This window comes from Citreimonas salinaria (genome assembly GCF_900107235.1).
Taxonomy (GTDB): domain Bacteria; phylum Pseudomonadota; class Alphaproteobacteria; order Rhodobacterales; family Rhodobacteraceae; genus Citreimonas; species Citreimonas salinaria.
The window spans coordinates 1-25,405 of the sequence record NZ_FNPF01000018.1; the positions used below are offsets into that span (position 1 = coordinate 1).

Sequence of the window (25,405 nt, forward strand, 5' to 3'; positions counted from 1 at the left end):
TGAGCTCACCGGGTCGATTCACTCCGTGGCGCGTCGAGAGCTCGGCTCGTGATCAAGCCTTGCCGCGAATGGCAGATAAGTCCGCCCTTCCGGCCCTCTGAGCACGAGGCAGCCAACGAAAGGCGGGAATGGACCGCTCATGACGAAGAGCGTCTCGCTGCGTACGCAACGCAGATTTAAGACGCCGCGGTCACTTGGGCTCGGAGCCGCCGTTCGCCGCGCGGATCAGGCGGAAGCAGCTCAGACGAGCAAGGGGTGGATGGTGGCGCGGGGGCGGCCCGCCTCTTTCCAGAGGAAGGCCAGCGTGATCGGCAGGCGGAAACGGCGGGGGCCGGCGGCGCCGGGGTTCAGCCAGAGGGTGCCGCCGATTTCCTCGATGCCGGTCTTGTGGGAATGGCCCGAGATCACGACGTCCCACCGCTCGGCTGCCGGATCGGCCTGCAGGGCCTTGCGGTCGTGGATCATGTGGATCCGCAGACCTCCGATGGTGAGGTTCACCGTTTCGGGCAGGGCCTTCGCCCAGGCGCCGCGGTCGATGTTGCCGCGGATCGCCGTCACCGGCGCGATGCGCGCCAGGGCGTCGAGATGCTCTGGATCGCCGATATCGCCCGCGTGCAGGATGTGGCCGACGCCTGCGAGAGCCTCCAGCGCCTCGGGGCGGAGCAGGCCGTGGGTGTCGGAAATGACGCCGATGCGTCCCCCGGGGGAGGATTGGCCGAGTGGTTGCATGGGCGCAGGGTCCATCAATGGCATATCGTCGTAAGCTGGTCCGGTAATCAGGGAATGGAGCGCAGCTCGCGTTTTCAAACCAGGTCACCTGAGGATCGTTGATCATTCTATCCGCAAATGCGGCGCGATCGGCCATATCTCCGTCACAGCTTAGATGAGGTTCTCCACCCAACGCCTTCATGAAGCGCACGACAGTCTTGGAACGCTCTCGTTGATTAACTCGGAACTCCCGGCGCTACCGCGGATCCATTCCCGAAGCGCTACATTGGCTGTGCTCTTTTTGTTGACGGCGAGTTGGATGTTGCTGGCTTTCCAGCCGTCGCCCTTCTCTCGAAGAGCAAGGAATCCAAAGTACGGAGCTCCGGCCGGCTGACTATGGTCGCCGACATAACGGGTCTCATAGGTTGCGCATACGGTGTGGTCAGGCGCGTGCGCTGGGTGGCCCGCGAGCGATGGCTATGGCCATGGCGATGAGCCAGCCGCAGGCGATGGCGATGGCGATGCGGCCAGGCGCGATGGCGATGGCGATGGCTGCCGACGGAGAATCCGTTCCATCGTTCGGCGATCAGGTGCTCTCGACATGGATTGAACTGCGCGAGATCGCGCTTCTCGACCAATCGGAGCGCGACACGCCGAGCAAGTATCCCTACGAGAACCTTCCGCTCGGGCTGCCGCCGGGCAGGGAGGAGACAAGCGCAGAAATAAGAGAGTTGCACGCTAACAGCGAACGTTGCGAAACGACCGGATGCGGCAATCCGAAGTCCGGAGGCAGATTTCAGCGAACGACCCTACGGACCTGTTGCGGCCCTTAGGAATCGAAGAATACGCGAGCGAGTTTCCGGCGACGATCGGTCTGGTTCGTACCGTTCTGCAAATCACCGAGCGCATCGGTTACGTTGTCAAGGCACGCTTCGCGCGGCCACGTCCCAATGCGCTGGATCCGACGTTGCGGCCGTTTCTGCCGAACCCGCCTCATTCGGCTTATCGCAGCAACCACGCGTTCCAGTGCTTTTCCGTCGCTCACGCATTTAACCGTTGCATACCGGAGGTTCCGGGCGCGATCGAACTGTTCCACGTGGCGCAGCGGACCGGAGAAAACCGAGAATATGCCGGGTTGCATTATGCATCAGATACAGCCGCCGGCGAAGCCTTGGCGCGGGTGTTTTCGCCGTACCTGTTCCAGGCCTGCCGCTACAAGATGGCTGCCGCACAGCGCGAATTGTATTGAGAGGATTAGTTGATGGCCGAGGAGCACGATAATGAAAGCGCCTTGAAGGAGAGCAGGACGGGTCTGCACTATCTCGGGCACTTGGTGGCGATCCTGCGGCTGGAATTGAGCACGGACCACAATCGATCGACAACTTCATTGACGCCGCCAAAGCTATTGGCATGGCCGGCCAGGTGACCGCGGCTGCCCCCGTGCGTTGGCCGGTCGCTGAAAGCGTCGGATTGTATGCGTTTCCAGCACCCGTGGAGGCACTGTGGAAGCAAACTGGAGCGAAGTCCTTCGTATTTCTTCGCAAATCGGTGCTTGCGCCTCCCCCCAGCATGACCTCTGACTCCATAGTCAGAGGTGGCTCACTTCTCGACGAAAAACCTTGCTCAGGTCTATTTTAAAATCAACAGGATGCCCGTCTTTCTCAAGGATAACCGTCGGCCGAAGGTCGAAAAACGGACACTTCTACAAGCTTCCGACAACCGCACGCACCGCTTCGGTGGCCGAGGGCGCGATCTTTTCGACGAAGGCATCGGGCGTCCATTCAGACAGCGACCCCGCGACGTGCAGTGCGCCAAGCGGCACGCCCTTCTGCGCGAGCGCGACTCCGATGGCCACCTCTCCCTGAACGAACTCGTCGACGACGACCGCGTACCCGTCCTCGCGGGCCCGCGCGATGCGTGCCATGATCTCGTCCACGTTCATCTCCGTCTTCGACGTGTATGGATGAAGCGGTGTGCGTTCGACGATGGCGCGGGCCTCGTCTTCGGAAAGAACCGCAAGGGCGGCTCGGCCGCCTGCGGTGCAATACGTGGGGACACTGTGCCCGACGAGCGTGGCGTAGAATGTCTCGCGCTTGCTTTGCATCCGAAGCGCGTACACGAGGCGCGTCTCGTCGTAGAAGCTGAGATCGACCCGCTCGCGAACCGTCTTGCGAAGTTCGAGCAGGACGGGCGTCGCTTTCTGGACCATCGGGTCGAGCCGCAGCAGGTCGAGCGTCGTGTCCAGTATGCGGATCCCCGGAAGATAGCCACGCCCGTCCGGGCCGCGCCGCAGGTGGCCGAGCTTGAGCAGCGTGTGGACCAGTCTCTGTGCAGCCGAACGGTCGATGTTCGCCCGCGCTGCGATCTCAGAGAGGCTGAGCGGGCCGCTCGCCTGATGAAAGGCGCCGAGGACGTGCATCGCGCGTCCGGCGGCCCGGACGAACAGTGCGTCCGCGGCGTCCGCCTCGATTTCGTTCGCGGTACTGGGCTGCGCGCGCAGAATGCTCGACAAGACCACCTCTCCTCTTGACCCGGACAATTTGCGCGACTTACGCTCATAAAGCAATACACATGTATCGCCTAGCGATACAGCATCTATGCTGCGGGCTGCGGCATGGACGAACAGGATCGGGAGCGCCATGCGGGTCGCACTTGCCGGCTTCTTGCACGAAACGAACACCTTCGCGCCGATCTCGGCGGATTTCGCCGCATTCGAGGTTGGCGGCGGGTACATTCCGCTCAGCCGCGGAATTGACATCGCTTGCAACGCAGAGGGCGTGAACCTGGGAATTGCGGGCGCGCTATCGGTCGCCCGGCGGCTGGACTGGGACACCGTTCCGATCTTGTGGGCAGGGGCGATTCCTTCGGCGCGGGTGACGGAGGAGGCGTTCGAGCGCATCGCGGACGAGATCCTGGCCGGCTTGCGCAGCGCCGGCAATCTGGACGGCGTCTTTCTCGATCTGCACGGCGCGATGGTGGCCGAGCACGTCGAGGACGGCGAGGGAGAAATGGCACGGCGAGTCCGAGCCGTCGTCGGGCCCGACGTGCCGATCGTCGCGGCGCTGGACCTGCACGGCAACATCTCGGAGGAGTTTGCGCGGGTCGTCGACGGGATGGTCGGTTTCCGCACCTATCCGCACGTGGACATGGCCGGTACCGGCGCGCGTGCGGCGGACCTGCTCCACCGCATCATGACCGAAGGCACGCGCCCCGCCTGCGCGTTCCGGCGGATGGATTACCTGGTGCCGATCCCGTTCCAGACGACCGACACGGCGCCAGCGGATGCACTCTATGCCCAGCTTGCCGCGCTCGAGGCCGAGGGCATGGGCGTGCGCGCGGCCTCGCTTTTCATGGGCTTTCCGGCAGCCGACATTCCCGATTGCGGGCCGGTGGCTGTCGTCTACGCCGACACGGAAGCGGCGGCCGACGCGGCCGCGGACAAGGTCGCATCGGCTTACGCGGCTGCGGAAAACGGGTTCTCGGGGCAGTCGTGGAAGGCCGACCTCGCGGTGAGTCAGGCGCTGTCCATCGCCGCACGCAAGGGCGGACCAGTCGTCATCGCCGACACGCAGGACAACCCCGGCGCGGGCGGCGTTTCCGCCACGACCGGAATGCTGCGCGCGCTGGTCGCGGCGGATGCGAAGGGGGCGGCGATCGGCCTGATCGTCGACCCGGCGACGGCGAAGGCCGCGCACGAAGCCGGTCTTGGTGCCCGGACACGGTTCCGCATTGGCGGCCAGCACGGAATTCCGGGTGATGCGCCCTTCGAGGTGGAGGCCGTCGTCGAGACCCTGTCGGACGGCAGCCTGCGCGCCACCGGGCCCTATTACGGCGGCACGGGGCTGGATCTCGGCCCCTCGGCCTGCCTGCGCATCGGCGGCGTGCGCATCGTCGTCACCAGCCGCATCGCGCAGATGGCCGACCGCGAGATGTTCCGCTTCGTCGGTATCGCGCCCGAGGAACAGGCGATCCTCGTCGTGAAAAGCTCGACCCATTTCCGTGCCGATTTCGCGCCGATCGCCAGCGACATCCTCGTGGCCGTAGCGCCCGGGCCGATGCCACTGGATCCTGCCGATCTGCCTTTCACCCGGCTAAGGCCGGGTCTTCGCCTTTCTCCGAACGGCGCGTCCTTCGGAGATGCGCGTGCGGCTGTCGCACGCCCCGACACCGGCGATGCCGCCGGCGTCCAATACAGCCAAGACGTCATCCAACAGGGGAGACACCCATGAAGAACCTGAGATCCAACCTGCCCGGATCCCGCACCCTGGCCGCCGCGCTTATGGCAAGCGGCGCACTGCTGGCGCCGGCCGCGGCCACCGCGCAGGAAGACGAGACGACGATCACCGCCGTGATGCATTCGGGCCTGCGTGTGCTCGACCCGGTCATCACCACCGCCCACATCACCCGCAACCACGGCTACATGATCTACGACGTGCTGACGGCCGCGGACGAGAACTTCGAGCCGCAGCCGCAGATGGCCGACTGGGAAGTGTCCGAGGACGAGCTGACCTACACCTTCACCCTGCGCGACGGGCTGATGTTCCACGACGGAGCGCCCGTGACGGGTGCCGACGTGGTCGCGTCGCTTGAACGCTGGGGCGAGCGCGACTCGGGCGGGCAGATGATCTTCGACGTCACCGAAAGCCTCGAGGCGCCGGACGACAAGACCATCGTCTGGACCCTTTCCGAGCCGTTCGGCCCGCTGATGGACGTCATCTCCAAGCAGTCCGCGGTGCCGCCCTTCATCATGCCGGTGCGCGTGGCCGAGACCTCGGCGGACGAGACGATCACCGAATACGTCGGATCGGGCCCGTTCGTCTTCAACGAAGAGGAATACGAGCCGGGCGTTTCGGTCACTTACGAGAAGTTCGACGACTACGTTCCGCGCGAGGAAGAGGCGTCGTGGATGGCCGGCGGCAAGAACGTGAACGTGGACCGCGTCGTCTGGACCACGATGCCGGACAACCTGACGGCGATCAACGCGCTGGCGGCAGGCGAGATCGACTATATCGAGCAACTGCAGATCGACCTGATGCCGATCCTGGAAAGCGCCCCAGACGTGGTCGTCGAGACCCGCGACCCACTGGGCTACGTCACCATCGGCCGGCCGAACTTCCTGCATCCTCCGTTCGACAACAAGCTCGTGCGGCAGGCAGCACTTGCGGCGCTGGGCCAGGAAGAGATGCTGGCCACGATGCAGGGTGACCCGGAGTACTACAACGTCTGCGGCGCGATTTTCGGCTGCTCGACGCCGCTAGGCGACGAAAGCGGGTCGGACATCGTCACCGAGGGCCCGAACCCGGAGCGGTCCAAGGAGCTGCTGGAGGAAGCCGGCTATGACGGTACGCCAATCGTCGTGATGGCGCCGACCGACGTGGTCAGCCTGGTGAACCAGCCGGTGGTCGCAGCCCAGGCGCTGCGCGAGGGCGGCTTCGAGGTCGACCTGCAATCGATGGACTGGCAGTCGGTCGTGCAGCGGCGCGCCCAGCAGGCGCCGATCGGCGAGGGCGGCTGGAACATGTTCTTCACCAACTGGATGGTGCCCGAGATCTCGGACCCGCTCATCAACGTGATGGTCAACGGCCGTGGCGACGATGCGTGGTTCGGTTGGCCGACCGATCCGGAGATCGAGGAAATGCGCGCGGAATTCGTCGCGGCGAAGACTCCCGAAGAGCAGAAGGAGATCGCCGTCCGGATGCAGGAGCACGTCATGGACAACGTAAACTACATCATGATGGGCGAATACGTGATCCCGCAGGCGCGGCGCGACAACATCCAGAACATGATCCAGTCGCCGGTGCCGGTGTTCTGGAACGTGACCAAGGAAGCCGAGTGATTCTTCACCTGGCACGGGGGCGCGCGCAGGTGCGCCCCCGGATCCCCGCGACCCGGTTCCACGCCACGGAGGCCCGCGCGTGTTCGTCTACATCCTGAAGCGTCTGCTCGCCACGATACCGGTGCTGCTGATCGTCGCGATCTTCGTCTTTCTGCTGCTGCGGCTGACGCCCGGCGACCCCGCCGCGATTCTGGCCGGCGACGCCGCCACGCCCGCGCAGCTCGAGCGCATCCGCGACAGGCTGGGCCTGAACGACCCGTTGCACATCCAGTTCGTGACCTGGTTCGGACAGATGCTGAAGGGCGATCTCGGCACGTCGCTGATCTCGAACACCGATGTCCTGGACATGGTCCGCGACCGCCTCGGGCCGACGATCAACATCGCCGTCATGACCATCATCATCTCGGTCGCCCTGGCCGTGCCGATGGGCGTGATCGCCGCGTGGCGGCACCGCACGTGGATCGACTTCGCAGTCATGTCGTTCTCGGTGCTGGGCTTTTCCGTCCCGGTCTTCGTGATCGGCTACATCCTGATCCAGGTCTTCGCGATCGAGCTGCGCTGGGTGCCGGTACAGGGCTACGCGTCTCCGTCCGACGGGATCGGCGCCTTCTTCAGCCGCGCGATCCTGCCGTCCCTGACGCTGGCCACGATCTACGTCGCGCTGATCGCGCGCATGACCCGCGCCTCGATGCTTGAGGTGCTGGGCGAGGACTACGTGCGCACCGCCCGCGCCAAGGGCGTGCGCGAGAACGTCGTTCTGTTCCGCCATGCGCTGCGCAACGCGGCCGTGCCCATCCTGACGATCATCGGCACGGGCTTCGCGCTTCTGATCTCGGGCGTGGTGGTGACGGAGTCGGTGTTCAACATCCCCGGCATCGGGCGCTTGACCGTCGACGCGATCCTGGCGCGCGACTACCCGGTGATCCAGGCGATGATCCTGCTGACCGCGGGCATCTACGTGATGGTCAACCTGATCGTCGACGTCTCGTATTCCTTCTTCGACCCGAGGATCCGCTACTGATGACAGAGATCCCGAACTCCCGTCACAGCGCCTTTCAGGTGCTGACCGGATGGCTCTCGTTGCCGGCAAGCGCGCGGCTGGGCGTCGGGCCCGCCATCGCGGCGCTGGTGCTGGTGATCATCGTGCTGGCGTCGGTCTTCGCGCCGCTCTACGTCCCATACGACCCGCTGGCGATGAACGCGATGTCGCGTCTTCGCCCGCCGTCCGATGAATTCCTTCTGGGCACCGATCCCTATGGGCGCGACATCTTCAGCCGGGTGATGATCGGCGGGCGCGTGTCGCTTCTGATCGGCGTCGGCGCGGCAGTCGTCAGCGTCGCGGTCGGCCTGATTATCGGGCTTGTCGCGGGCTTCTTCCGGGCCGCGGACGGGATCATCATGCGGATCATGGACAGCCTGATGGCGATCCCCGCGATCCTGCTCGCGATCGCGCTGGTGGCGCTCAACGGGCCGTCGCTGGGATCGGTCATCATCGCGATCACGGTCCCCGAAGTGCCGCGCGTGGTGCGGCTGGTGCGGTCGGTGGTGCTGTCCGCGCGCGAAGAGCCGTATGTCGAGGCCGCGATCGCGCTGGGCTCTTCGATGCCGAAGATCCTGATCCAGCACCTGATGCCGAACACCTTCGCACCGCTGATCGTGCAGGGCACCTATATCTGCGCCTCGGCCATCCTGATCGAGGCGATCCTGTCCTTCCTGGGCGCCGGCGTCTCGACCGAGATACCGACCTGGGGGAACATCATGGCCGAGGGGCGCAGCTACTTCCAGATCAAGCCGGGGCTGATCTTCTGGCCGGGGCTGCTGCTGTCGCTGTGCATCCTGTGCATCAACCTTCTGGGCGACACGGCGCGCGATCTTCTCGATCCGCGCATGAAGAAGCGGGAGGGCTGACATGCAGTTCAAGACGCGCGATTTCTCGACCGCGAGCCGGGTCCTCAAGATCCGCAAGCTCGAGGTCGGCCTTGCCGGCCGGCCCCGGGCCGAGAAGGTCCTTAAGGGGATCGACCTCGACATCCGCGCGGGCGAGACGCATTGCCTCGTCGGCGAAAGCGGCTCTGGCAAGTCTGTCACCTCGCTGGCGACGATGGGCCTTCTTCCGAAGGACGCGCTGGAAGTGCAGGGCGGGCTGATCGACCTCGAAGGGTTCGAGATCACCAGCGCCACGCATGCCCAGATGCGCGAGTTGCGCGCACAGCGCATCGCGATGATCTTCCAGGAACCGATGACCGCGCTGAACCCGGTGCTGCGCGTGGGTGAACAGATCGAGGAGGTGCTGAACATGCACACCGATCTGTCGCAGGCCGAGGCGAAGAAGCGCACGCTCGACATCATGGACCAGGTCCACCTGCCGGACGTGCAGCGGATCTATTCCGCCTTCCCGCACCAGCTCTCGGGCGGCCAGCGGCAGCGGATCATGATCGCCATGGCGCTGGTTCTGGATCCGGACCTGCTGATCGCGGACGAGCCGACCACGGCGCTCGACGTGACGACGCAGCTGCAGATCCTCAGGCTCATCGAGGAGATGCAGGAGAGGCACGGAACGGCGGTGCTGTTCATCACCCACGACATGGGCGTGGTGGCCGAGATCGCCGATACCGTCAGCGTCATGCAGAAGGGCGAGATCGTCGAAAGCGCGCCGATCCGCGAACTGCTGACCAACCCGCAGCAGGACTACACCCGCAAGCTCCTGACCGCGGTGCCCAACCTGAAGCCGCGGCCTGCGCGGGTGGTTGCCGAGAAGGCGGCGGTCCTGGACGTGACCGGGCTCGACATGACCTATGGCGGCAGCGGCTGGTTGCGTCGCTCGGAAGGGGTTCACGCCGCCCGGGATGTCACCTTCGACATAGCACCCGGTCGGACGCTGGGCATCGTCGGCGAAAGCGGTTCGGGCAAGTCCACCGTCGCGCGCTGCATCATGCGCCTGATCGACCCGACCGGAGGCGAGGTCACCGTTGCCGGCACCGAGATCTCGCGCCTGTCGCGGCGGCAGCTTCAGCCGCATCGCAAGCACTTCCAGATCGTGTTCCAGGATCCCTACCGCTCGCTCAACCCGCGCTGGACCGTGGCGCGTTCGTTGTGCGAGGGGCCGATCAACTTCGGTACGCCCAAGGCCGAGGCGATGAAGCACGCGGCCGAGTTGATGGAGTTGGTGCATCTGCCGACCGACGCCCTCGACCGGTATCCGCACCAGTTCTCAGGCGGGCAGCGCCAGCGCATTGCCATCGCCCGCGCCGTGGCGATGAAGCCCGACCTCCTGGTGGCGGACGAGGCGGTGTCCGCCCTCGACGTGAGCGTGCAGGCGCAGGTTCTGGACCTTCTCGACGACGTGCAGGAGCGCTTCGGCATCGCGATGCTGTTCATCACGCACGACCTGCGGGTCGCGGCGCAGATCTGCGACGACGTGGTCGTCATGCAGAAGGGCGCCGTGGTCGAACAGGGGCCTGCCGGCGCCGTCCTGTCGAACCCCCGCCACGACTACACGCGAAGCCTGATCGAGGCCGCCCCGGGCCGCCACTGGGATTTCGCCAATTTCCGCGCGCTCGACCGCGCGCCCGCAGCACAAGGAGCCACCTCATGAGCGTCATCCCCAAGATCGAGGCCTTCGCCGACGACCTGACCGAGATCCGGCAGGACTTTCACGCGAATCCCGAGCTGGGCTTCGAGGAGACCCGCACCGCCGGGATCGTCTCGGCCAAGCTGCGCGACTGGGGCGTGGACGAAGTTCACGAAGGCATCGGCGGCACCGGCGTAGTCGGCGTCATCAAGGGGCAGGGCGGCGGCAACCGCCGCGTCGGGCTGCGTGCGGACATGGACGCGCTGCCGATCAACGAGGCCTCGGGCGTCGCCTATGCCTCGACCAACCCGGGGCGGATGCATGCCTGCGGCCATGACGGGCACACCACGATGCTGCTGGGCGCCGCGCGCTACCTGGCCGAGACGCGGGACTTCGACGGGACTGTCGTGCTGATCTTTCAACCCGCCGAAGAGGGACTTGGCGGGGCGCGCCGGATGATCGCGGACGGGCTGTTCGACCGCTTCCCCTGCGACGAGATCTACGGGATGCACAACGATCCGAACTCGGAACCCGGTGTCGTGACCGTGACGCCCGGTCCGGCGATGGCGGGCGCGTCCTTCTTCGACATCACGGTCAAGGGAACCGGCAGCCACGCCGCGATGCCGCAACAGTCGAAGGACCCGATCTTCATCGGCACGGCGCTGGTGCAGCAGTTGCAGGGCATCGTCAGCCGCAACACGCCGCCGACGAAGCCGATCGTGCTGTCGGTCACCACTTTCAACGCCGGTTCGGCCTACAATGTAGTGCCGGGGACCGCGACCATCACCGGAACGATCCGCTACTTCCACGACGACGTGATCGCGATGGCCGAAGCGCGCATGCGCGCGCTGTGCGAAGGGCTGGGGCAGGCCCACGCGGTCGAGATCTCCGTCGATCTGCGCAACGTCTTCGACGTCCTGATGAACGACGCGGACCTGTCAGAAGCCTATGTTGCCGCCGCGGCCGACATCGTCGGTGCCAAAGGCGCCCGGTTGACCGACGACCAGATGACCGGATCCGAGGACTTCGCCGACATGCTCAAGCTCGTGCCGGGGGCCTATTGCCGGGTCGGGCACGCGGGCTCGGTGCCGCTGCACAACCCGGCGTTCGTGCTCGACGACGCGATCCTGCCCGTCGGTGCATCCGTCTACGCGCGAATCGTCGAGACGCGCCTGCCGAAGGGCGGCGTGCGCTGACGACCCGCGCAGTTCGCGCAACACCCATTGAATTTACCCGGCAGGCGGACGACGCCCCCCCGGGGCAAGGAGCTGACGATGACGACCCTCCACGATCTGCCCTTCGACACCGACGAGATGCTGGCGGGCCTCAGGCCCTGGATCGAAACCGAAAGCCCGACCTTCGACGCCGCCGCGGTGAACCGGATGATGGATCTCGTCCAGCACGAGTTGGCCGCGCTGGGCGCGATCACCGAACGCATCCCCGGCCGCATGGGCCTGGGCGACAGCGTGCGCGCGGCGATACCGCATCCGCGGGCGGGCGAGGGAGGAATCCTTCTTCTTGGGCATCTCGACACGGTTCATCCCGTGGGCACGCTCGCCAAGCTGCCGTTCCGGCGCGAGGGCGGCATCTGCTACGGCCCCGGCCTGATGGACATGAAGGGCGGCAACTACGTCTATCTCGACGCGCTGCGAAAACTGCTTGCCGCGGGGATCGAGACGCCCCTTCCTGTGACGGTCCTGTTCACCCCCGACGAGGAAATCGGTACCCCCTCGACCCGCGAACTGATCGAGACCGAGGCGAAGCGCCACAAGTACATCCTAGTGCCGGAACCCGCACGCCCCGACGGTGGCGCGGTGATCGGGCGCTACGCCATCGCGCGCTTCAACCTTCAGACGCGCGGCAGGCCCAGCCATGCCGGATGGCAGCTCGACAAGGGACGGTCGGCGATCGCGAAGATGGCACGCGTTGTGGGCGAGATCGAGGGCATGACCACCGAGGATTGCACCTTCTCGCTTGGCGTCTTCCACGCCGGGCAATGGGTGAACTGCGTTTCGTCCGTCTGCGACGCCGAAGTCCTGACCATGGCCAAGACGCAGGAACTGCTGGAAGAGGGCGTGGCGAAGATGCTGGCGCTGAACGATCCCGAGGCCGAGGTCATCATGGAAGTGCGCCGCGGCGTGACGCGTCCGGTCTGGGAGCCGGACCAGCCGGGGACGATGGCGATGCTGTCGCTGGCACAGGAGATCGCCGCAGAGATCGGGTTCGAAGTCTCCGGCGCATCGGCCGGCGGCGGGTCCGACGGCAACTTCACCGGAGCGTTGGGCATTCCTACGCTGGACTCGATCGGGGTACGGGGGGCCGACTTGCACACCCTCAACGAGCATATCCTCGTCGACAGCCTCGTCGAACGGGCGCACCTTGCCACCGGCCTGTTCTGTCGGCTGGGTGCCTGACATCGCGATGTTTTTCCAGACCAAGATCCCCGGGTGGAAAGCCGAGATGCTTTTCCGCATGGCTGTCCCGTCCCACTGCCTTCGGGAGGCGATCGGTGATATCGGACGGGGCTGACAAAACTTCACCGAGCGCCCCGCGAAAAAGCCGCGGTTCCGGCGCAATTTCGGACGCACGCACGGCCTTCCGCTTTCCTGATCCGGCCCGGTGCGCATCGAGGACCGCGCCGGCAAGACGGTTCTGATCGTGACAGCCACAGTGAAAACATCTCAATGAACGGACAGCGATCGCAGCATGCCGTCTGTCTCATGAGTATAATATCAGGATGCTGCCAGACCTCCCGGCAATTCCATGATGTCGGCGCGGTGTCAAATGGCCGCATATGGAATTTCGCGCCTTCAGCGAAATGCCCGGTTCGACGGGCCGCGCCGCAGCATTTCGGCTTATTGCTGAAGGGCAGTTGTGGACCATTCCTGTTGTCAAGCGAGTAGCGATTGCGGTCGTGGGGTAGTTCGAAGACGCAGTGCTATGGAAAGTGACGTGTCGTCGATTCTGACAATGTGTCGTTTCCAATAATGCTAAGAGCAACTTCATCCCGCATGGCGAGCATGAGACAACCTCCGAACCTTGGGGGACTCACCCCCTTCGATTTTGAAACGACAGTGTGACTAGCGGCCGCTGCGCGCGTTCAGCAATGCCACGACCCGCCGCAACAAGGTAGATACAGTAGAAGTACTCCAACCCCTCACGCTTAATGAGTTTGCCTAGGTCAGCGCACCTTGAGACTGGACCACCGCGGTCAGCAACCAAAAACCTTCGCTCGTCGTGCGGACGAGCAATTTGACGAGCAAGAGCCAGTGTTTCCTCAAACGCGCCACGAAGCCTCTTGGTGTCTTCAACGGGGCCGCCGAATCCAATCCCGCCATCGCCTGAGGTAATCGCAAAGAAAAGCAGATCGGCTACAAGGCCATCAAGAACGCCGGCGACGTCGGATGGACCAACTCCTAGTCTTGAGAGCGAGTAGAGGACGTACACGCTCGCGACATCCCTCGCGTTGTGCTTTGTCCACCCCCCCTTTTTCGTTCTCCGGAAGGTAACCTCGGTTACGCCAGAGCCTGAGCAAGCGCTTCTTGTCGGTCCGGTGGTGCTTGGTGCAGGATAGCCGGTTCCAGATGCGGCGCCCGACATAGAGCTCGTTATTGATGATGCCGGCTCCGCGGTCACGGTTGCCGTTGATCGTTGTTCTGCTTCCAATGCCCCGAGGACTTGCGCTTCGGCCCCACGGAAGGGGAGGCGATCCGCTCCTCGTTGAGCCGGCTGGCGAGCTTGATCGGCGAGATGCCGGCAGCGTAGTCGTGGAAGATGCTCCGCACCACCGCGGCTTCGATCTCGTCGATGGCCAGGGTGCCCTTCTCCGGCGCGCCACGCTCGTCGGTACCGGGACGGTATCCGTAGATTCGGCCGCCGCCGCTCAGGACCTTCAGCACCTTTGCCCTCGAGGCCGCGACGCACCTTGTCCGAAAGCTCCTCGAGGAACATGGCGCTCAGGCTGTGTGGACGTGGTGACAATCGAGCACTCAGCGGCGGCGGTTTGTCGCCGTTCAGGTGCACTGTATCGTCGTCGGTCGACAATCGGGGCGCCGGTCAGCGAGGATTGTAATGCAAGTCAACGGAGCGTCCAGCAGGAGACGGTCGCGCAACTCGGGCGCATGAGCGGAATTGACCGACGCCATTGTGATTTCGTGACCCTGCCGGAGTTGCCGGCGCGCTGTTACGACGCTGAAAGAATTCGAGCAGGAGCAGCCATGAAAGCGATCACCGCCCTCACCCTTGCCGCCGTCCTCGCGCCCTTGGCGGCGCGGGCCGATGTCTGCGATTTCCGGCCCTCGATCCTGGCGGGCAATGCCGGCTCGGCGGTCAGGGACACCGCCGTCAGCGGCGTCCGCGCGGTCGGCGCCTATACGTTGCAGAACCCGCTCAGCGGGGCGAGCATGATCTCGTCCGGCGTCGGCACCGCGACGGCGGCGGGCAGCAGCATTGTCGGCTCTGCCGCAGGCATCGTCACCGCCCCGGTCACCATCGCCGTCGCGGGGGCGACCGCCGTCGCCCTGGGCGGCTACGAGGGCGTGTGCTACTTCCGTGCCGAGCGCATCACCGATCGCGACGAGATCCTCTACATCGTCACCAACCTCGCGGCCAATTCGGATCCGACGATGTTCGCGGTCATCCCGGAAGGCGCCGAGTACACCAACCTCAAGGGCAAGCCTGCCGTGGCGGGCGAGGCCAAGATCCGCGTCGCGTCCGAAGGCGCGGGCCCGTGGATCTTCGACGTCGCCGACCTCTACATCTCGGACGGGGTGCTCATGCACCGCGAGACCTTGCGCAACAGGGTGATCGGAAACGTGGCATTGGAGGTGGTGGAGGCCGGAACCCGCGACGACTGATGAACTGCCACGAAGCGATCCCGCACGGCAGGGAGCTGTGGCGGCCGGTTGCTGGCCGCGCGAGTCGCGTTCCGGAGCGTGCAGTGCGGAGGGCCGGACGGTAAGGTCGCCTGGATCGGGCGCAGTCGTGGTGGCGTGCGGCGCCATCTGCCCGAAAGCACGGCGCCGCAGACTATGCCGGGCTGTCCGGCGCGTGCGTCAGCGCAGGACCGAGAAGCTGAGCGCCGCACTCGTGGAAAGCGGCTGCGCGCTGTCCTTGACGGTGCCGAGAGCGAAGACCGCGAGAAGCATGAACGCGCTGACGAGGACAGCCCAGTTCACGACGGCAAATCCGTTTTCGTCTTTGCGGAAGCGAGAGATCAGGCTCTTCATTGCGGGATCCAGTCCTACGAGATTTCGCGGTGCGTCTTCCACCGCCGTCGACCCCCGATATCGGGGGCGGGACCGGCGAATCTGTGATCGATTGATGTCGAAGGCAGGATTGTTTTGAGGCGAAATTGCCTCAATTTGTTTGAATGCTGCGCCCGCCGTTGCCCGGCACGGTGCCGCGGGCCTTGTCGGCCTAGAAAAGCTCCGAGGTGACCACGCACCACGGCCGATCCGCGGCGGCGGGGCCGGCGGCAGGCACCGTTGCGCTTGCGACGGCGAAATCAGCGCTGGGTCGGGAAAACCGACAGCGGCGCTGCAATCCTAGCGTGCCGCGCGAAGCGCCGCCGCGGTTTCCTGAGTCGCGAGTTGTGCATGCAGCTGCTCGAAGATCGCCCGCGCCTCCTGCCGCTGGCCGAGCTTGAGCAGCGAATAGCCCCGGATCATCTCGAGGTCGCGGCGGGTCTTGCCCGTGACGCGCTGGTGTTCGAGGATGAAGGCGATCGCGCGGTCGTAGTCACCGGCCTCGTAGGCGGCGACGCCGCGGCGATCCAAGATTTGACCCTCGACCTCGACGCGTTGTTCGTAGGTGAGCGGCATGTTCGCCGCGTCGCGCGCCACGAGGTCGTTCTGGCCCAGCTTCAGCATGGCCAGCAGGATCCCGTAACCGGTGTCGCGCCGTTCCTCGGCGCCGCTCATCTGCCCGTAGGCATTCCGGAAAGCATCCAGCGCCTCGAGCGGACGCTCGGCGTTGTAGGCGCACCAGCCGCGCTGTGCCAGGATGGCAGGCGCGCGCTGGCCTTGCGTCAGGCGCAGGCATTGCTGCCACGACGCGGACCGAACGGCGCGTGTGAGTTCATCCGACACCGTCGCGCTTGCGGCACCGCTGGCCCGAGCGGGTTGCGGGCGCGAGGGGGTCTCCGCCAGGCGCGGGGCGGCCTGCGCCGACACGGCGCGCGCGTCGTTGCGCAGGACCGGCCGGAGAGAGCGCGCCGGCGCGCGGGCGCCGCCGGACGCCGCAGCGAGGCGGGGCGGCGCGTCGCCGTCGGCGCCGCCGTCCGCGCCGCGACCGGCCAGCAGCCGCGCCTCGAGCGCCTCGAAGGCCGCCCGGTCGGCGGGCGCGCGCGTGATCGCGCGTTCGGTCAGGTCTGCCAGCCCGTCCTCGGTCAGCAGCGGATCGGCCTTTTCGAGAGTCGCGATCAGCAGCGCCTTGTCGTCGCATCGCTCGACGATCGCGGCGTGGATGTCCCGCGCCTCGTCGCGCCGGCCGCTTTCGGCATAGGCTTCGGCAAGGATCCAGGCGTTGTTCACGCGCGCGCAGGTCAAAAGGCCGGGTTCGCGCGCGGCGATCGCGATGACCGCCGTCCGATCGCCCGCCGCCTCGGCCGCGTCCATGGCGTGCTGCGCCTCGGAAACCCGAAGCAGCGTCGTCATTTCGTCGGGCACGGGCCATTCCGGAAAGTGCGTCTGGGCGTTGGCGATGCCGGCGCGTGCCGCGTCGAACCGGCCGAGCGCGATGTCGGCATAGATCCCGTCGATCAGCCGGCCGAGATCGGCGTCGCGCCGGAACAGCGTATCGAGATCGCTGGGTGGCGACCAGGCCGGAAAGGCGGCCCTCAGCCGCTCCAGCTCGGCCTCGACGGCGCGCGTGTCGTCGTTCGAGGCGTAGAACTGCAAGGCGAGAAGATCCTCGCGCGTGGGTTCGTCGGCCGGTGCGGCGAACGGTGCCGCGACGAGTGCGGCCACAAGGGCGAGTGCGCGCATCGTCATCAGATCGGTGTGCACGAGCGCAGCGTCTGACGCGCGCAGAGCATGGCGAAGAGATGCAGGGTGGCTGGATAGTAGGTCTGTTCGGGGTCGAACGGAGGCATGGTGGAAAAGCCCATGTTTCCTGCCGCGCAGCGCGTCAGTGCCTGAAGCGCCCGGTATCCGGCCTCGCCGCTGTGCTGCAGGACGTCGCCCGAGGTCCGGTCGAACACCACCGGGGTCGCGTCAATGTCGCCACCGTCGTCTGGCAGGGCGGCATGCGTTGCGACCGCCGGATGCGCGGTCTGGCCCGACCAGCACAGGAACAGTGGCACGCGCATCGCCTCATAGCCGGTATGGCTTGCGAACCCTTCCGCCGGACCCAGCCCCTCGGGCGACGCACGCACCCAGTCGGGCATGCTGCCCGTCTGCGCGAGATCCGACATCAGGCGCAGCGCGCCTTCCGCCGCGGCCTCGAGCGCGCCTTGGCCCGATGCCCGGCCAAGCTCGGCCAGGGCGCGCGGCATCATGTAGGACACGTTCAGCACGGCGGCGTCGTCCTTGACGAAGCCGAAGGCCGCCGGCAGCAGGACGCGGTCGCCGGGTCTGTCGGGCCGCGCCACCACGCAGGAGGCTGCCAGGTCGTTCGCCATCGCGGTCGCCCGCGCAAGATAGTCCGGCGCGCTCCAGCGCTCGGCCGCCAGCGCGAGGGACCACGCGTAGAACAGATCCCCGTCCGAGGCGTTGTTGAAATCGTCGATCCGTTCGGGCAGGTCCGGACGCCACCGCCAGGCCAGAAGCGTGTCCGGGCGCACCGCCAGGTTGGCCTGTGTCCAGCGGTCCATCGCGTCGAAGGCCGCCCGGTCGCGAAACGCCACCGCCAGCCGAATGCCGTATCCCTGGCCTTCGGAATGGCTCGCCTGGTCCTGGCGCGCGTCGATCACCCGCCCGGTCTGCTGCAGGTGGGCCGCTTTCCACGCCTCCCAAGCCGGAATGAGAGGATCGAGTTCGGCATCAGGGCCGGCGGCGGACGCGCCGTGGCCCGACGCAAGAAGCGCGAGAAGCGCGGACTGCTTCAGAAACGCCCTGCGGTTCATGTGTTGTCGCGCCTTCTGTTGAGGACGAGGACCACCGAGACGAGGCTGGCCGCGATCGTGATGAAGATCAGCATGAAAACGAAGATCCACGGGTAGGCCGTGGCGAAGTTGCCGGCCACGGCAAGGAAGTTCCCCGGCGTGACCGGTTCGAGGAGGTACAGGATCTTCGCCGTCGTGCTCCAGTTCTCCCACCCGGTTCCGGCGGTGAACAGCGCGATCTGCCCGCGCGGCCCGTCATCGACGTAAAGGCGGTTCGCCAGGCTGGAGGCCAGCGCGCGCAGGTCCAGATCGGGATTGACGAACAGCCAGACCTGTTCGGGAAGGGCGGGATCCGGCTGCACGAGGATGGCGTCAGCCGACCGCGCCCGCAGCCAGGCGGGCAGCTCGGTGGTCGAGGTGTATGTTTCGCCCGAGAAGCTGAGAAAGCCCGTCTGCAGCTGCGAGAACATCTGCATGACGCGCGTCATCGCGCCGTCGGCCGCAGACCCCGCGTTGTCGGACCAAGCGACCGGCATCTCGCCGGACCCGGAAGACGGCGGGGGCAGCGAGCGCATCGCGTTGCCCATCGCCTGCAGCGCCGAGTCCGAGTAGAACGGCGAAAGCAAAGCGATGTCGCCGGGCACGCCGACCGTCACCTTCGGCGTACCCAGGGTCGGCGTCTCCGCCTTCGTCCCGCCGAACACCGACGCCAGCATGACGTGGGCGCCCGGGGCAAGGCTGCGCTGCGCCGACTCGGTCAAGAGGACGTCGGACGCTGTCAGCGCCGCCAGCGCATGGTCGAGATCCAGCACCGACATGCGGGGCGATGCAGGCACGAAGAACCGCGACGTCGGCAGGATCTCGACCAGCGGCGTGTTCACGACCGGGCAGGGCGCGTGCGGCGGGTCGCCGGGGATCAGTGCCTCGAACAGCAGGGTGTTCTGCCCGGCGCGCAGCACGTTCGTCGGCATCGACACGGGCAGGGTCGGCAGTTCGCGTCCGCCGTCCCGGTCGAGGGGAAGCAGGCGCACGGTCTTGCCGTTCACCTTGATCTGCAGCAATGCGCCGCGCGGCAGGGCGGGCGCGAAGCGGTAATCGAGATCGAGCCGCGCCTTCTGGTTGGCCAGCAGCATCCAGTCGTTCGGCAGGCGGAACGAGACCCGCATCGCGATGTAGCGCCCGTGCGCCACGAGGTCGGTCTGCGTCAGTTCGGCCAGCGGCTTTGCAGTCCCGGGCGTGACCTGCGGCACCGGCGGCACGGCCACGCGGCCCGCCAGCATGCCCTGGAGCATGTCGGCGGCTTCGGCGAAATCGACCGAGCTTCCCTGGACCATGACGAGAGTGCCATCGCCGCCGCGCCGGAACGACACGCCGCGCACGCGGGGATCGTCGATGATCGAGACCCGGGCCGAGACATTCGGCCCCGGCTTGACCTGCCAGGCCGATTGCTCCTCGAGCAGCAGGATGTCGCCGTTCACGGCCCTGCGCAGGACCGAGAAAAGCGGCGTGATGCGGTCGGCGATCGGGGCGGACAGGTCGTGCCGGATCGGCACGGGTTCGCCGCGCGCCACGTGGCTGGCCAGGCCGGCGATGAAGCCGTCGAAATCGGCGCGGAACGTGCCGTTCGGCACGGCAAGGCCGCTGGCTTCCAGGTCGACCCGCGTCCAGAGCTGGAACGCTGCCTCGACGCCGCAATAGATCCGGTGCGTCTGCCGCACCGAGATACGGACCCGGTTGTCGCCCACGCGCAGCAGGGCTGGATCGATGGAGAAGCGATCCAGTCGGTAATCCTCGAAGCTCCTAATCGGCAGCTCGCGGACGGGCTGCCCGTTGACCTCGACGCGGATGAACGAGCTGTCGGGCAGGGCATTGACGCTGGACACGTGCGACAGCTGGAACGGAACGGGCGCCTCGGGCAGGGCGGGAAGGGTGAAGCTGAAATCCTTCTGCGTCCATTCGCCGACGAACTCGGCCACCGTCGCGGTGCGCTGACGGTTCTGGAGCTCGCGCAGGCGAACCAGAACCGTCTCCGCGCGCGAGCCGGATGCGGTATCGTCCGTCTCCGCGGCCTGTCGACCGCGACCGGCCCCGTCGACCAGTGGAACGATCATGTCGGTGACCGGCGCCGACAGGCCGAGCTGCGTCTCTGCGGTGCCGGCAGCCGGCGCTTGCAACGCGGGCGCGGCGGGCGGCGTGTCGTCCGGCAGCAGCGGCTGTGCCCCCGCCTGCGATGCAAGGCCCGCAACGATCGCCATAAGCGCGACGGCGCGGCGCATCATCCGCGCTCCTCCTGGATGAAATCCTGCCACGGTGCGGCCTGGCGGGGGAAGGATGCAACGAGGCCGCCGGCCAGCGCCGCCTTGGCGTGCTCGTTCGTGTGCTCCTTGCTTGGGGCCGGTCTCTCGGTCGCGAAGGCGAGGATCTGCGCGCTTTCCGTCTCGGCCGCGGCCAGGGCCCGGCGGCGCGCCGGTTCGCGCAGGAAATCGCCCGCCGTCCTGGGGATCGAGGCGACCGCCATCGACAGCACGTAGAGGATACCGTGGACAAGTCCGCGTTCGGCGCGTTCGTCCTCGCGCATGCGGCGCCAGACCTCGCTGTCGCCGTAGACCACGTGCGCAAGACAGGAATACATGGCGACCGGCTGGTCGGCCTCGACTCGCACCCCGAAGGCAAAGCCGGTCGACGACGGGTAAGGATTCGTGACCCGCACGATGATCTCGGCCTCGAGCATATCGGCCTCGGGGATCTGGGGCCGCACGGCCAGGAACATGTCCGTCTGAAGGCAATGCAACGCCACGAGTTCGCCATCGCTCAGCGCCTGCGCACGGAACGCGATGCGCAAGCCTTGGGTCGAGCCGTCCTCGATCACCGCGGGCACCTCGATCACCTGATCGTTGGCATCGACCATCTGGACCGTGCAGGGCCGGTTGAGCGCGACCCGCGGCATGGCCCGCCGCTGCTGGCGTTCGCAGGTGGCGCGAAGGGCCAGGACGCACAGAAGGAAATTGAAGAGGGCCCAGGCGCCGACGATCTCGACGATCGGCCGGTCGCCCGGGAAGGCGAGCCACCGCGCCGCGGCCAGCGCCACGCCCGCCCCGGTGATTGCGGTCAACGTCAGCAGCGGCGGATAGATCTCGGACACGAAATCGTTGTCGAGCTGCTCGTCCTTGGCTGTCACGTTGAACTTGGCCGCGCGCGGGCGCATCACCGTCTTGACGATCTGCTTGGCCAGGTAGGGCGCCTGCGCGATCTCGTAGATCTCCGAGATCAGCGGCCAGCGATGGCGCGAGAACAGCGTGTTCTGCACAAGGAACGCGACCATGAGATACGAGACCATGTAGACCAGCGCCTCGGTCCGGGTGGTCACGAAGATCTCGAGCCCGAAGACCAGGTAGAAGAGCGGGATGATCAGGTAGGCCAGCCGCACGATCGGGAACAGCCAGAACGACATGGAATTGAGGTAGCACAGCCGCTGGGTCAGCCCCAGGCCGCGGCGGAACAGCGGGTTCTTCAGCAGCAGCATCTGGATCATGCCGGTGGCCCAGCGGCCGCGCTGCTGGATGAAGGACGAGAACGTCTCGGGCTGGAGGCCGGCCACCATGGCGCGGTCCAGGTACAGGCTTTCCCAGCCCTTGGCATGGATGTCGAGCGCGGTCTCGGCGTCTTCGGTGATGGTCTCGCCCGAAAAGCCGCCCGCCTCGTCCAGCGCGCGGCGCCGCAGCAGCGCGGCCGAGCCGCAGAAGAACGCGCCGCGCATCGAATCCAGGCCCTTGTGAATGGCGCCGTAGAACATTTCGTTCTCGGTCGGGCATTTCGGCGACAACTGGAGGTTGCGCTCGATGGGGTCCGGGTTTAGGAAAAAGTGTGGCGTCTGCAGGAGGAACAGCTTGGGCCGCTCGACGAAGTACCCCACGGTCCGCGCGAGGAAATCGCGCGTCGGCACGTGATCGGCGTCGAAGATCGCCACGAGGTCGCCGTTCAGGCGGCTGAGCGCGGCCGTCATGTTGCCCGCCTTGGCGTGCTCGTTGCGCGCGCGGGTCGAGTACATGACGCCGAGATCGCGGCAGAGCCGGGTCAGGTCCTCGCGCCGGGTGCGCGCCGCCTCGGCCTTTGCCGGATCGGGGGCGTTGATCTTCTGGTCGGTGCCGCCGTCGTCGCACAGCACCACGCGCAGCTTGTCCTTGGGATAGTACATGTTCTTCGCCGCGGCGAGCGTGATCGCGAGCATCTCGGTCGGCTCGTTGTAGGACGGCACGAGAACGTCGACACGCGGCAGTTGGCCCATGCGGATCTTGCCGGGCTGCCGGCGTGTGACATAGTCGATGTTGACTAGGGAGGTCATGAAGAACACCAGGACCGAGAACGTCTCTATCCCCAGAAGCACCACGGCGGCCGCGTAGGCGACCGGCTGGTCCGGGGCCGGCAGCGTGTAGAGGATGCGCCACGACAGGTAGCGCGTGACGATGACGCCGGCGATGGCCAGCAGCGCAAGGCGCGGCACCAGATGGCTCGCGAACGGTTTCAGCGCGATCACCAGCAGCACCGCGCTGAAGCCCAGCAAGCCCTGGACCAGATCCGAGGAGGGAGTGATCACCAGCAGGGTGATCGGGACGATCAGGACCAGCCCGAGCAACGCGAAGGCAGCCTTCGTGACCGTCGAGATCATGCCTCTGGTGGGTGCGGTCATTGGTACGGCCTCGCTAGGGGGGAAAGGGGCGTGGCGACAGCTTCGGAAGCGGTGGCCTGCGGCCGGGACACGCCCAGCCGCGCCGGCGCGAGAACGGCAAGTGCGGCATCCTCGCCGCCGGGCACGCAGTTGCGCATCATGATCTCGAGCCGGTCGCCCCGCCGCGGCAGGGCGCGTTCGCTGGCTTCGAGGCCGCGGAACGCCAGCACGCAGGTCGTCTCGGTGCCGTTGGTCTTGCGCGCATAGACAAGCTCGCCGGCACCGTCCGAGCGGCTCTGCATGAGGCGCAGATCCTCGCGGGTGAACGGCGGCGGGATGCCGTCGGCCGCCGCGACGATCGCATCCAGTTCGAAGCGTCGCGGCGTCGAGGTCAGGCCCGGCTCGACGAGGCGCATGAAGACGAAATTGTCGCCGTCGAAGACCGTGTCGTTCGGAAGGAGGATCTTCTGCTCGGCGCCACCGGCCGCTTCGCGCACCATGACAAGCTGCGCCTCGGGGACCGAGATCCACATCTCGGTGGGCCGGGTTACCGCGTATTGCGCGCCGGGCCCGTCACCACGATCGATCCGGATCGAAATCTGCCTTGAACACCCTGCCGCCAAGCCGGCGGTGAACACGCATAGCATGAAGACCGAGAGCAAACGCCCTCTCTTCCCGTACATCACGCTGCCTCATAAATTTATAATTAAGTTTTTCTGAAACATGCCGCATCACGCGATCGTTGCAAACGATCTTTCAAAGTCCGGGCGTCCGGTGAAGCGCCCTTGCAACAACGCCTGCCGCGACGCGGGCATCAGCGCCGGGGCGAACACCTTTCGCGGGAATTCGAGGCACAAACTTTACACATTGCAGCGCCTTCACTATTGCCGGAGCCGTCAGAGGCGCGAAACGGGGGGGCGGCGGCATGACGGTTTTCGGATGGTGGCTGACGATCGTGGGGGGCTTGATCCTGTCCGGGATCGTCGTGCCCTACGGCATCCTGTCCGGCGCGCCCGCATCGTCGGGTATCGCCGTGTTCTGGACGCTGTTCGCCTTGGGCGTCGTCGCGGTGATCGCGGCCGGCATCCGCGGCTGGAGGGCCTGAGGACATGGCTCCGGTTCTGGTCTGGGCGGCGGTGGGGATCTTCGCGCTGATCGGCTGCGGCGTCGCCTTCGCGGCGGCGCGCGGGAACACCGGCCGCGCGGACGATTACTACCTCGGCGGACGCGTCATCGGCGGCGCGATCTCGGGGCTGAGCTATGCCGCGACGACCTATTCTGCTTTCATGCTGGTGGTGCTGACCGGGCTGACCTATCGCGGCGGGATCGGCGCGCTGGGGTTCGAGCTGATCTATTTCTCGGGCCTGACGCTGCTCGTCGTCTTCGGCCCGCGCTTCTGGCTGGCCTCGCGGGAATGGGGGATCGTCACGCCGTCCGAGATGCTGGGCCGGCGCTACGGCTCGAAGGCCGTGGCGCGTTCGGCCGCGATCATCTCGCTGCTGTTCCTCATGCCCTACTGCACCACGCAGCTTGCCGGGATCGGCCTGCTGCTGTCCGAGGTGACGGGGGGGGCCATAACGCTGGAACTCGCGGTGGCCACCGGCGCGGTGCTGGCGATCTTCTGGACGCTGCTGGCGGGGCTGCGCTCGGTCGCGTGGACGGATGCCGGGCAGGCGGCCGTGATGCTGGTCGCGGCGCTGCTGGCGGTGGGTTTCGTCGTAGCGGCGATCGGCGGGCCCGGCGCCTTCGTCGAGCGGGTGCAGGCGGAACGCCCTGAATGGCTGGACGTGCCGGGGCCGGGCTTGTGGGCGCTGCCGACGTTCCTGGCGCTGTCGCTGCCGTGGTTCTTCTTTCCGCTGTCGAATCCGCAGGTCAGCCAGCGTTTGTTCGTCGTCCGCGACCTTGGCGCGATGCGCGCCATGATCTTCTGGGTGCTGGGCTTCGGCCTGATCTTCACGCTGATCTCGGTCATCTGGGGGTTCGCCGCGCTGATCCTGACGCCGGGGTTGGAGAACACGTCGGCGGCGACGCCGGCGCTTCTGGCGTCGGGGGCAGTGCCGGTCGTGGTGGCGCTGCTGCTGATTGTGGGCATCCTGTCGGCTGCGATCTCGACGCTCGACTCGATCGCGCTGACGCTGGGGTCGATGACGGCGCGGGACCTTCCGGGCCGCGCGCTGGGCGAGGCGCGGCAGATCTTCGTGGGACGGATCGTGGTCGTCCTGGTCATCGCCTTCGCGGCGCTGTTCGCGGTGCGGCAGGCGGCGGTGGTGGACCAGCTGGCGGCGCTGTCGGCGGCCGGGCTGGTCGTGTCGGTGCCGGCGATCGTCGGCGCGTTCTTCTGGAGCCGGGGCACGGCCGCCGGCGCACTTGCATCGCTAGTGGGCGGCGCGGCGCTGGCGATCTGGATGGCGCTGGAAACGGGCATCAGCGTGTTCGATCCGATGCTGGCGGGCAGCGTGATCGCCGCGTCGGGGGGGCTGTTCGTGGCAGTCAGCCTGCTGACGCGCCCGCGGCCCGAGGCGCTGGATTTCCGCGGTACGCTGGCGCCGAAGCTGCGCGCCCACGGGGTCTGGTAGAATC

The 25,405-nt window shown here is 66.6% G+C and carries 22 protein-coding genes; 13 read left to right on the top strand and 9 right to left on the bottom strand.

Translation table 11 applies throughout. From position 1 onward, the window contains the following. Window positions 1-240: 240 nt before the first annotated feature. Window positions 241-729, bottom strand: coding sequence for a metallophosphoesterase family protein (locus BLW27_RS17165; protein WP_089885352.1), 489 nt, complete (start codon window positions 727-729; stop codon window positions 241-243). Between the two features lie 458 nt (window positions 730-1,187). Here BLW27_RS17165 and BLW27_RS17170 point away from each other — a divergent pair, with 458 nt between their 5' ends. From BLW27_RS17170 to BLW27_RS21295, 3 genes are read left to right on the top strand one after another with little or no spacing between them, the layout of a single operon-like run. Next, on the top strand, window positions 1,188-1,541 hold the full coding sequence (locus BLW27_RS17170; protein ID WP_089885207.1) for a hypothetical protein: 354 nt from the start codon (window positions 1,188-1,190) through the stop codon (window positions 1,539-1,541). Further along, on the top strand, window positions 1,475-1,957 hold the full coding sequence (locus BLW27_RS17175; protein ID WP_218141142.1) for a phosphatase PAP2 family protein: 483 nt from the start codon (window positions 1,475-1,477) through the stop codon (window positions 1,955-1,957). Before BLW27_RS17170 ends, BLW27_RS17175 begins: the two co-directional genes overlap by 67 nt. A gap of 12 nt (window positions 1,958-1,969) precedes the next feature. Next, window positions 1,970-2,134, top strand: a complete 165-nt coding sequence (locus BLW27_RS21295) for a hypothetical protein (protein ID WP_177177961.1) — start codon at window positions 1,970-1,972, stop codon at window positions 2,132-2,134. 276 nt (window positions 2,135-2,410) lie between these two features. Here BLW27_RS21295 and BLW27_RS17180 read toward each other — a convergent pair whose 3' ends face one another. Next, window positions 2,411-3,349 carry an IclR family transcriptional regulator gene (locus BLW27_RS17180; protein WP_089885210.1) on the bottom strand — a complete coding sequence of 313 codons (939 nt, stop codon included), beginning with the start codon at window positions 3,347-3,349 and terminating at the stop codon, window positions 2,411-2,413. On the opposite strand from BLW27_RS17180, the gene BLW27_RS17185 reads away from it, so the two are divergent. The 7 genes from BLW27_RS17185 (at window position 3,348) to BLW27_RS17215 (ending at window position 12,529) form a co-directional block, all read left to right on the top strand. Then, a complete protein-coding gene (locus tag BLW27_RS17185; protein WP_089885212.1) occupies window positions 3,348-4,937 on the top strand; it encodes a M81 family metallopeptidase in 1,590 nt (529 codons plus the stop codon). The two genes, BLW27_RS17180 and BLW27_RS17185, sit on opposite strands and share 2 nt — an antisense overlap. Further along, a complete protein-coding gene (locus BLW27_RS17190; RefSeq protein WP_089885214.1) occupies window positions 4,934-6,544 on the top strand; it encodes an ABC transporter substrate-binding protein in 1,611 nt (536 codons plus the stop codon). Before BLW27_RS17185 ends, BLW27_RS17190 begins: the two co-directional genes overlap by 4 nt. Before the next feature lie 79 nt (window positions 6,545-6,623). After that, a complete protein-coding gene (locus BLW27_RS17195; protein ID WP_089885216.1) occupies window positions 6,624-7,565 on the top strand; it encodes an ABC transporter permease in 942 nt (313 codons plus the stop codon). Then, window positions 7,565-8,452 carry an ABC transporter permease gene (locus tag BLW27_RS17200; RefSeq protein ID WP_089885218.1) on the top strand — a complete coding sequence of 296 codons (888 nt, stop codon included), beginning with the start codon at window positions 7,565-7,567 and terminating at the stop codon, window positions 8,450-8,452. Before BLW27_RS17195 ends, BLW27_RS17200 begins: the two co-directional genes overlap by 1 nt. Before the next feature lies 1 nt (window position 8,453). Continuing rightward, on the top strand, window positions 8,454-10,139 hold the full coding sequence (locus BLW27_RS17205; RefSeq protein WP_089885219.1) for an ABC transporter ATP-binding protein: 1,686 nt from the start codon (window positions 8,454-8,456) through the stop codon (window positions 10,137-10,139). Next, window positions 10,136-11,311, top strand: a complete 1,176-nt coding sequence (locus tag BLW27_RS17210; RefSeq protein WP_089885221.1) for a M20 aminoacylase family protein — start codon at window positions 10,136-10,138, stop codon at window positions 11,309-11,311. The genes BLW27_RS17205 and BLW27_RS17210 overlap by 4 nt, the downstream gene beginning before the upstream one ends. Window positions 11,312-11,389: 78 nt before the next feature. Then, a complete protein-coding gene (locus tag BLW27_RS17215) occupies window positions 11,390-12,529 on the top strand; it encodes a M20/M25/M40 family metallo-hydrolase (RefSeq protein ID WP_089885223.1) in 1,140 nt (379 codons plus the stop codon). A 1,218-nt stretch (window positions 12,530-13,747) separates the two neighbouring features. On the opposite strand, the gene BLW27_RS21485 is transcribed toward BLW27_RS17215, so the two are convergent. Further along, the gene (locus tag BLW27_RS21485) at window positions 13,748-14,014 is read right to left on the bottom strand and encodes a recombinase family protein (RefSeq protein WP_089885225.1); all 267 of its coding nucleotides are present in this window, start codon (window positions 14,012-14,014) and stop codon (window positions 13,748-13,750) included. A 318-nt stretch (window positions 14,015-14,332) separates the two neighbouring features. Here BLW27_RS21485 and BLW27_RS17225 point away from each other — a divergent pair, with 318 nt between their 5' ends. After that, the gene (locus BLW27_RS17225) at window positions 14,333-14,971 is read left to right on the top strand and encodes a hypothetical protein (protein WP_089885227.1); all 639 of its coding nucleotides are present in this window, start codon (window positions 14,333-14,335) and stop codon (window positions 14,969-14,971) included. 198 nt (window positions 14,972-15,169) lie between these two features. Here BLW27_RS17225 and BLW27_RS21300 read toward each other — a convergent pair whose 3' ends face one another. The 6 genes from BLW27_RS21300 to BLW27_RS17250 form a co-directional block, all read right to left on the bottom strand. Further along, window positions 15,170-15,343: a hypothetical protein gene (locus tag BLW27_RS21300; RefSeq protein WP_177177962.1), complete on the bottom strand. Its 174-nt coding sequence runs from the start codon at window positions 15,341-15,343 to the stop codon at window positions 15,170-15,172. 318 nt (window positions 15,344-15,661) lie between these two features. Continuing rightward, window positions 15,662-17,122, bottom strand: a complete 1,461-nt coding sequence (locus BLW27_RS17230) for a serine/threonine-protein kinase (protein ID WP_089885228.1) — start codon at window positions 17,120-17,122, stop codon at window positions 15,662-15,664. Further along, window positions 17,107-18,180, bottom strand: coding sequence for a family 8 glycosyl hydrolase (locus tag BLW27_RS17235; RefSeq protein ID WP_089885230.1), 1,074 nt, complete (start codon window positions 18,178-18,180; stop codon window positions 17,107-17,109). The genes BLW27_RS17230 and BLW27_RS17235 overlap by 16 nt, the downstream gene beginning before the upstream one ends. Continuing rightward, window positions 18,177-20,438 carry a cellulose biosynthesis cyclic di-GMP-binding regulatory protein BcsB gene (locus BLW27_RS17240; RefSeq protein ID WP_089885232.1) on the bottom strand — a complete coding sequence of 754 codons (2,262 nt, stop codon included), beginning with the start codon at window positions 20,436-20,438 and terminating at the stop codon, window positions 18,177-18,179. Before BLW27_RS17240 ends, BLW27_RS17235 begins: the two co-directional genes overlap by 4 nt. Then, a complete protein-coding gene (gene bcsA / locus BLW27_RS17245) occupies window positions 20,435-22,846 on the bottom strand; it encodes a UDP-forming cellulose synthase catalytic subunit (RefSeq protein WP_089885234.1) in 2,412 nt (803 codons plus the stop codon). Before bcsA ends, BLW27_RS17240 begins: the two co-directional genes overlap by 4 nt. Next, window positions 22,843-23,508 (bottom strand): hypothetical protein, encoded by a 666-nt coding sequence (locus tag BLW27_RS17250; RefSeq protein WP_143042329.1) that lies wholly within the window; start codon window positions 23,506-23,508, stop codon window positions 22,843-22,845. The genes bcsA and BLW27_RS17250 overlap by 4 nt, the downstream gene beginning before the upstream one ends. Window positions 23,509-23,750: 242 nt before the next feature. Between BLW27_RS17250 and BLW27_RS17255 the strand changes: the two genes are divergently transcribed. After that, the gene (locus BLW27_RS17255) at window positions 23,751-23,930 is read left to right on the top strand and encodes a hypothetical protein (protein ID WP_089885238.1); all 180 of its coding nucleotides are present in this window, start codon (window positions 23,751-23,753) and stop codon (window positions 23,928-23,930) included. Between the two features lie 4 nt (window positions 23,931-23,934). Continuing rightward, the gene (locus BLW27_RS17260; RefSeq protein ID WP_089885239.1) at window positions 23,935-25,401 is read left to right on the top strand and encodes a sodium:solute symporter family protein; all 1,467 of its coding nucleotides are present in this window, start codon (window positions 23,935-23,937) and stop codon (window positions 25,399-25,401) included. Window positions 25,402-25,405: the final 4 nt, after the last annotated feature.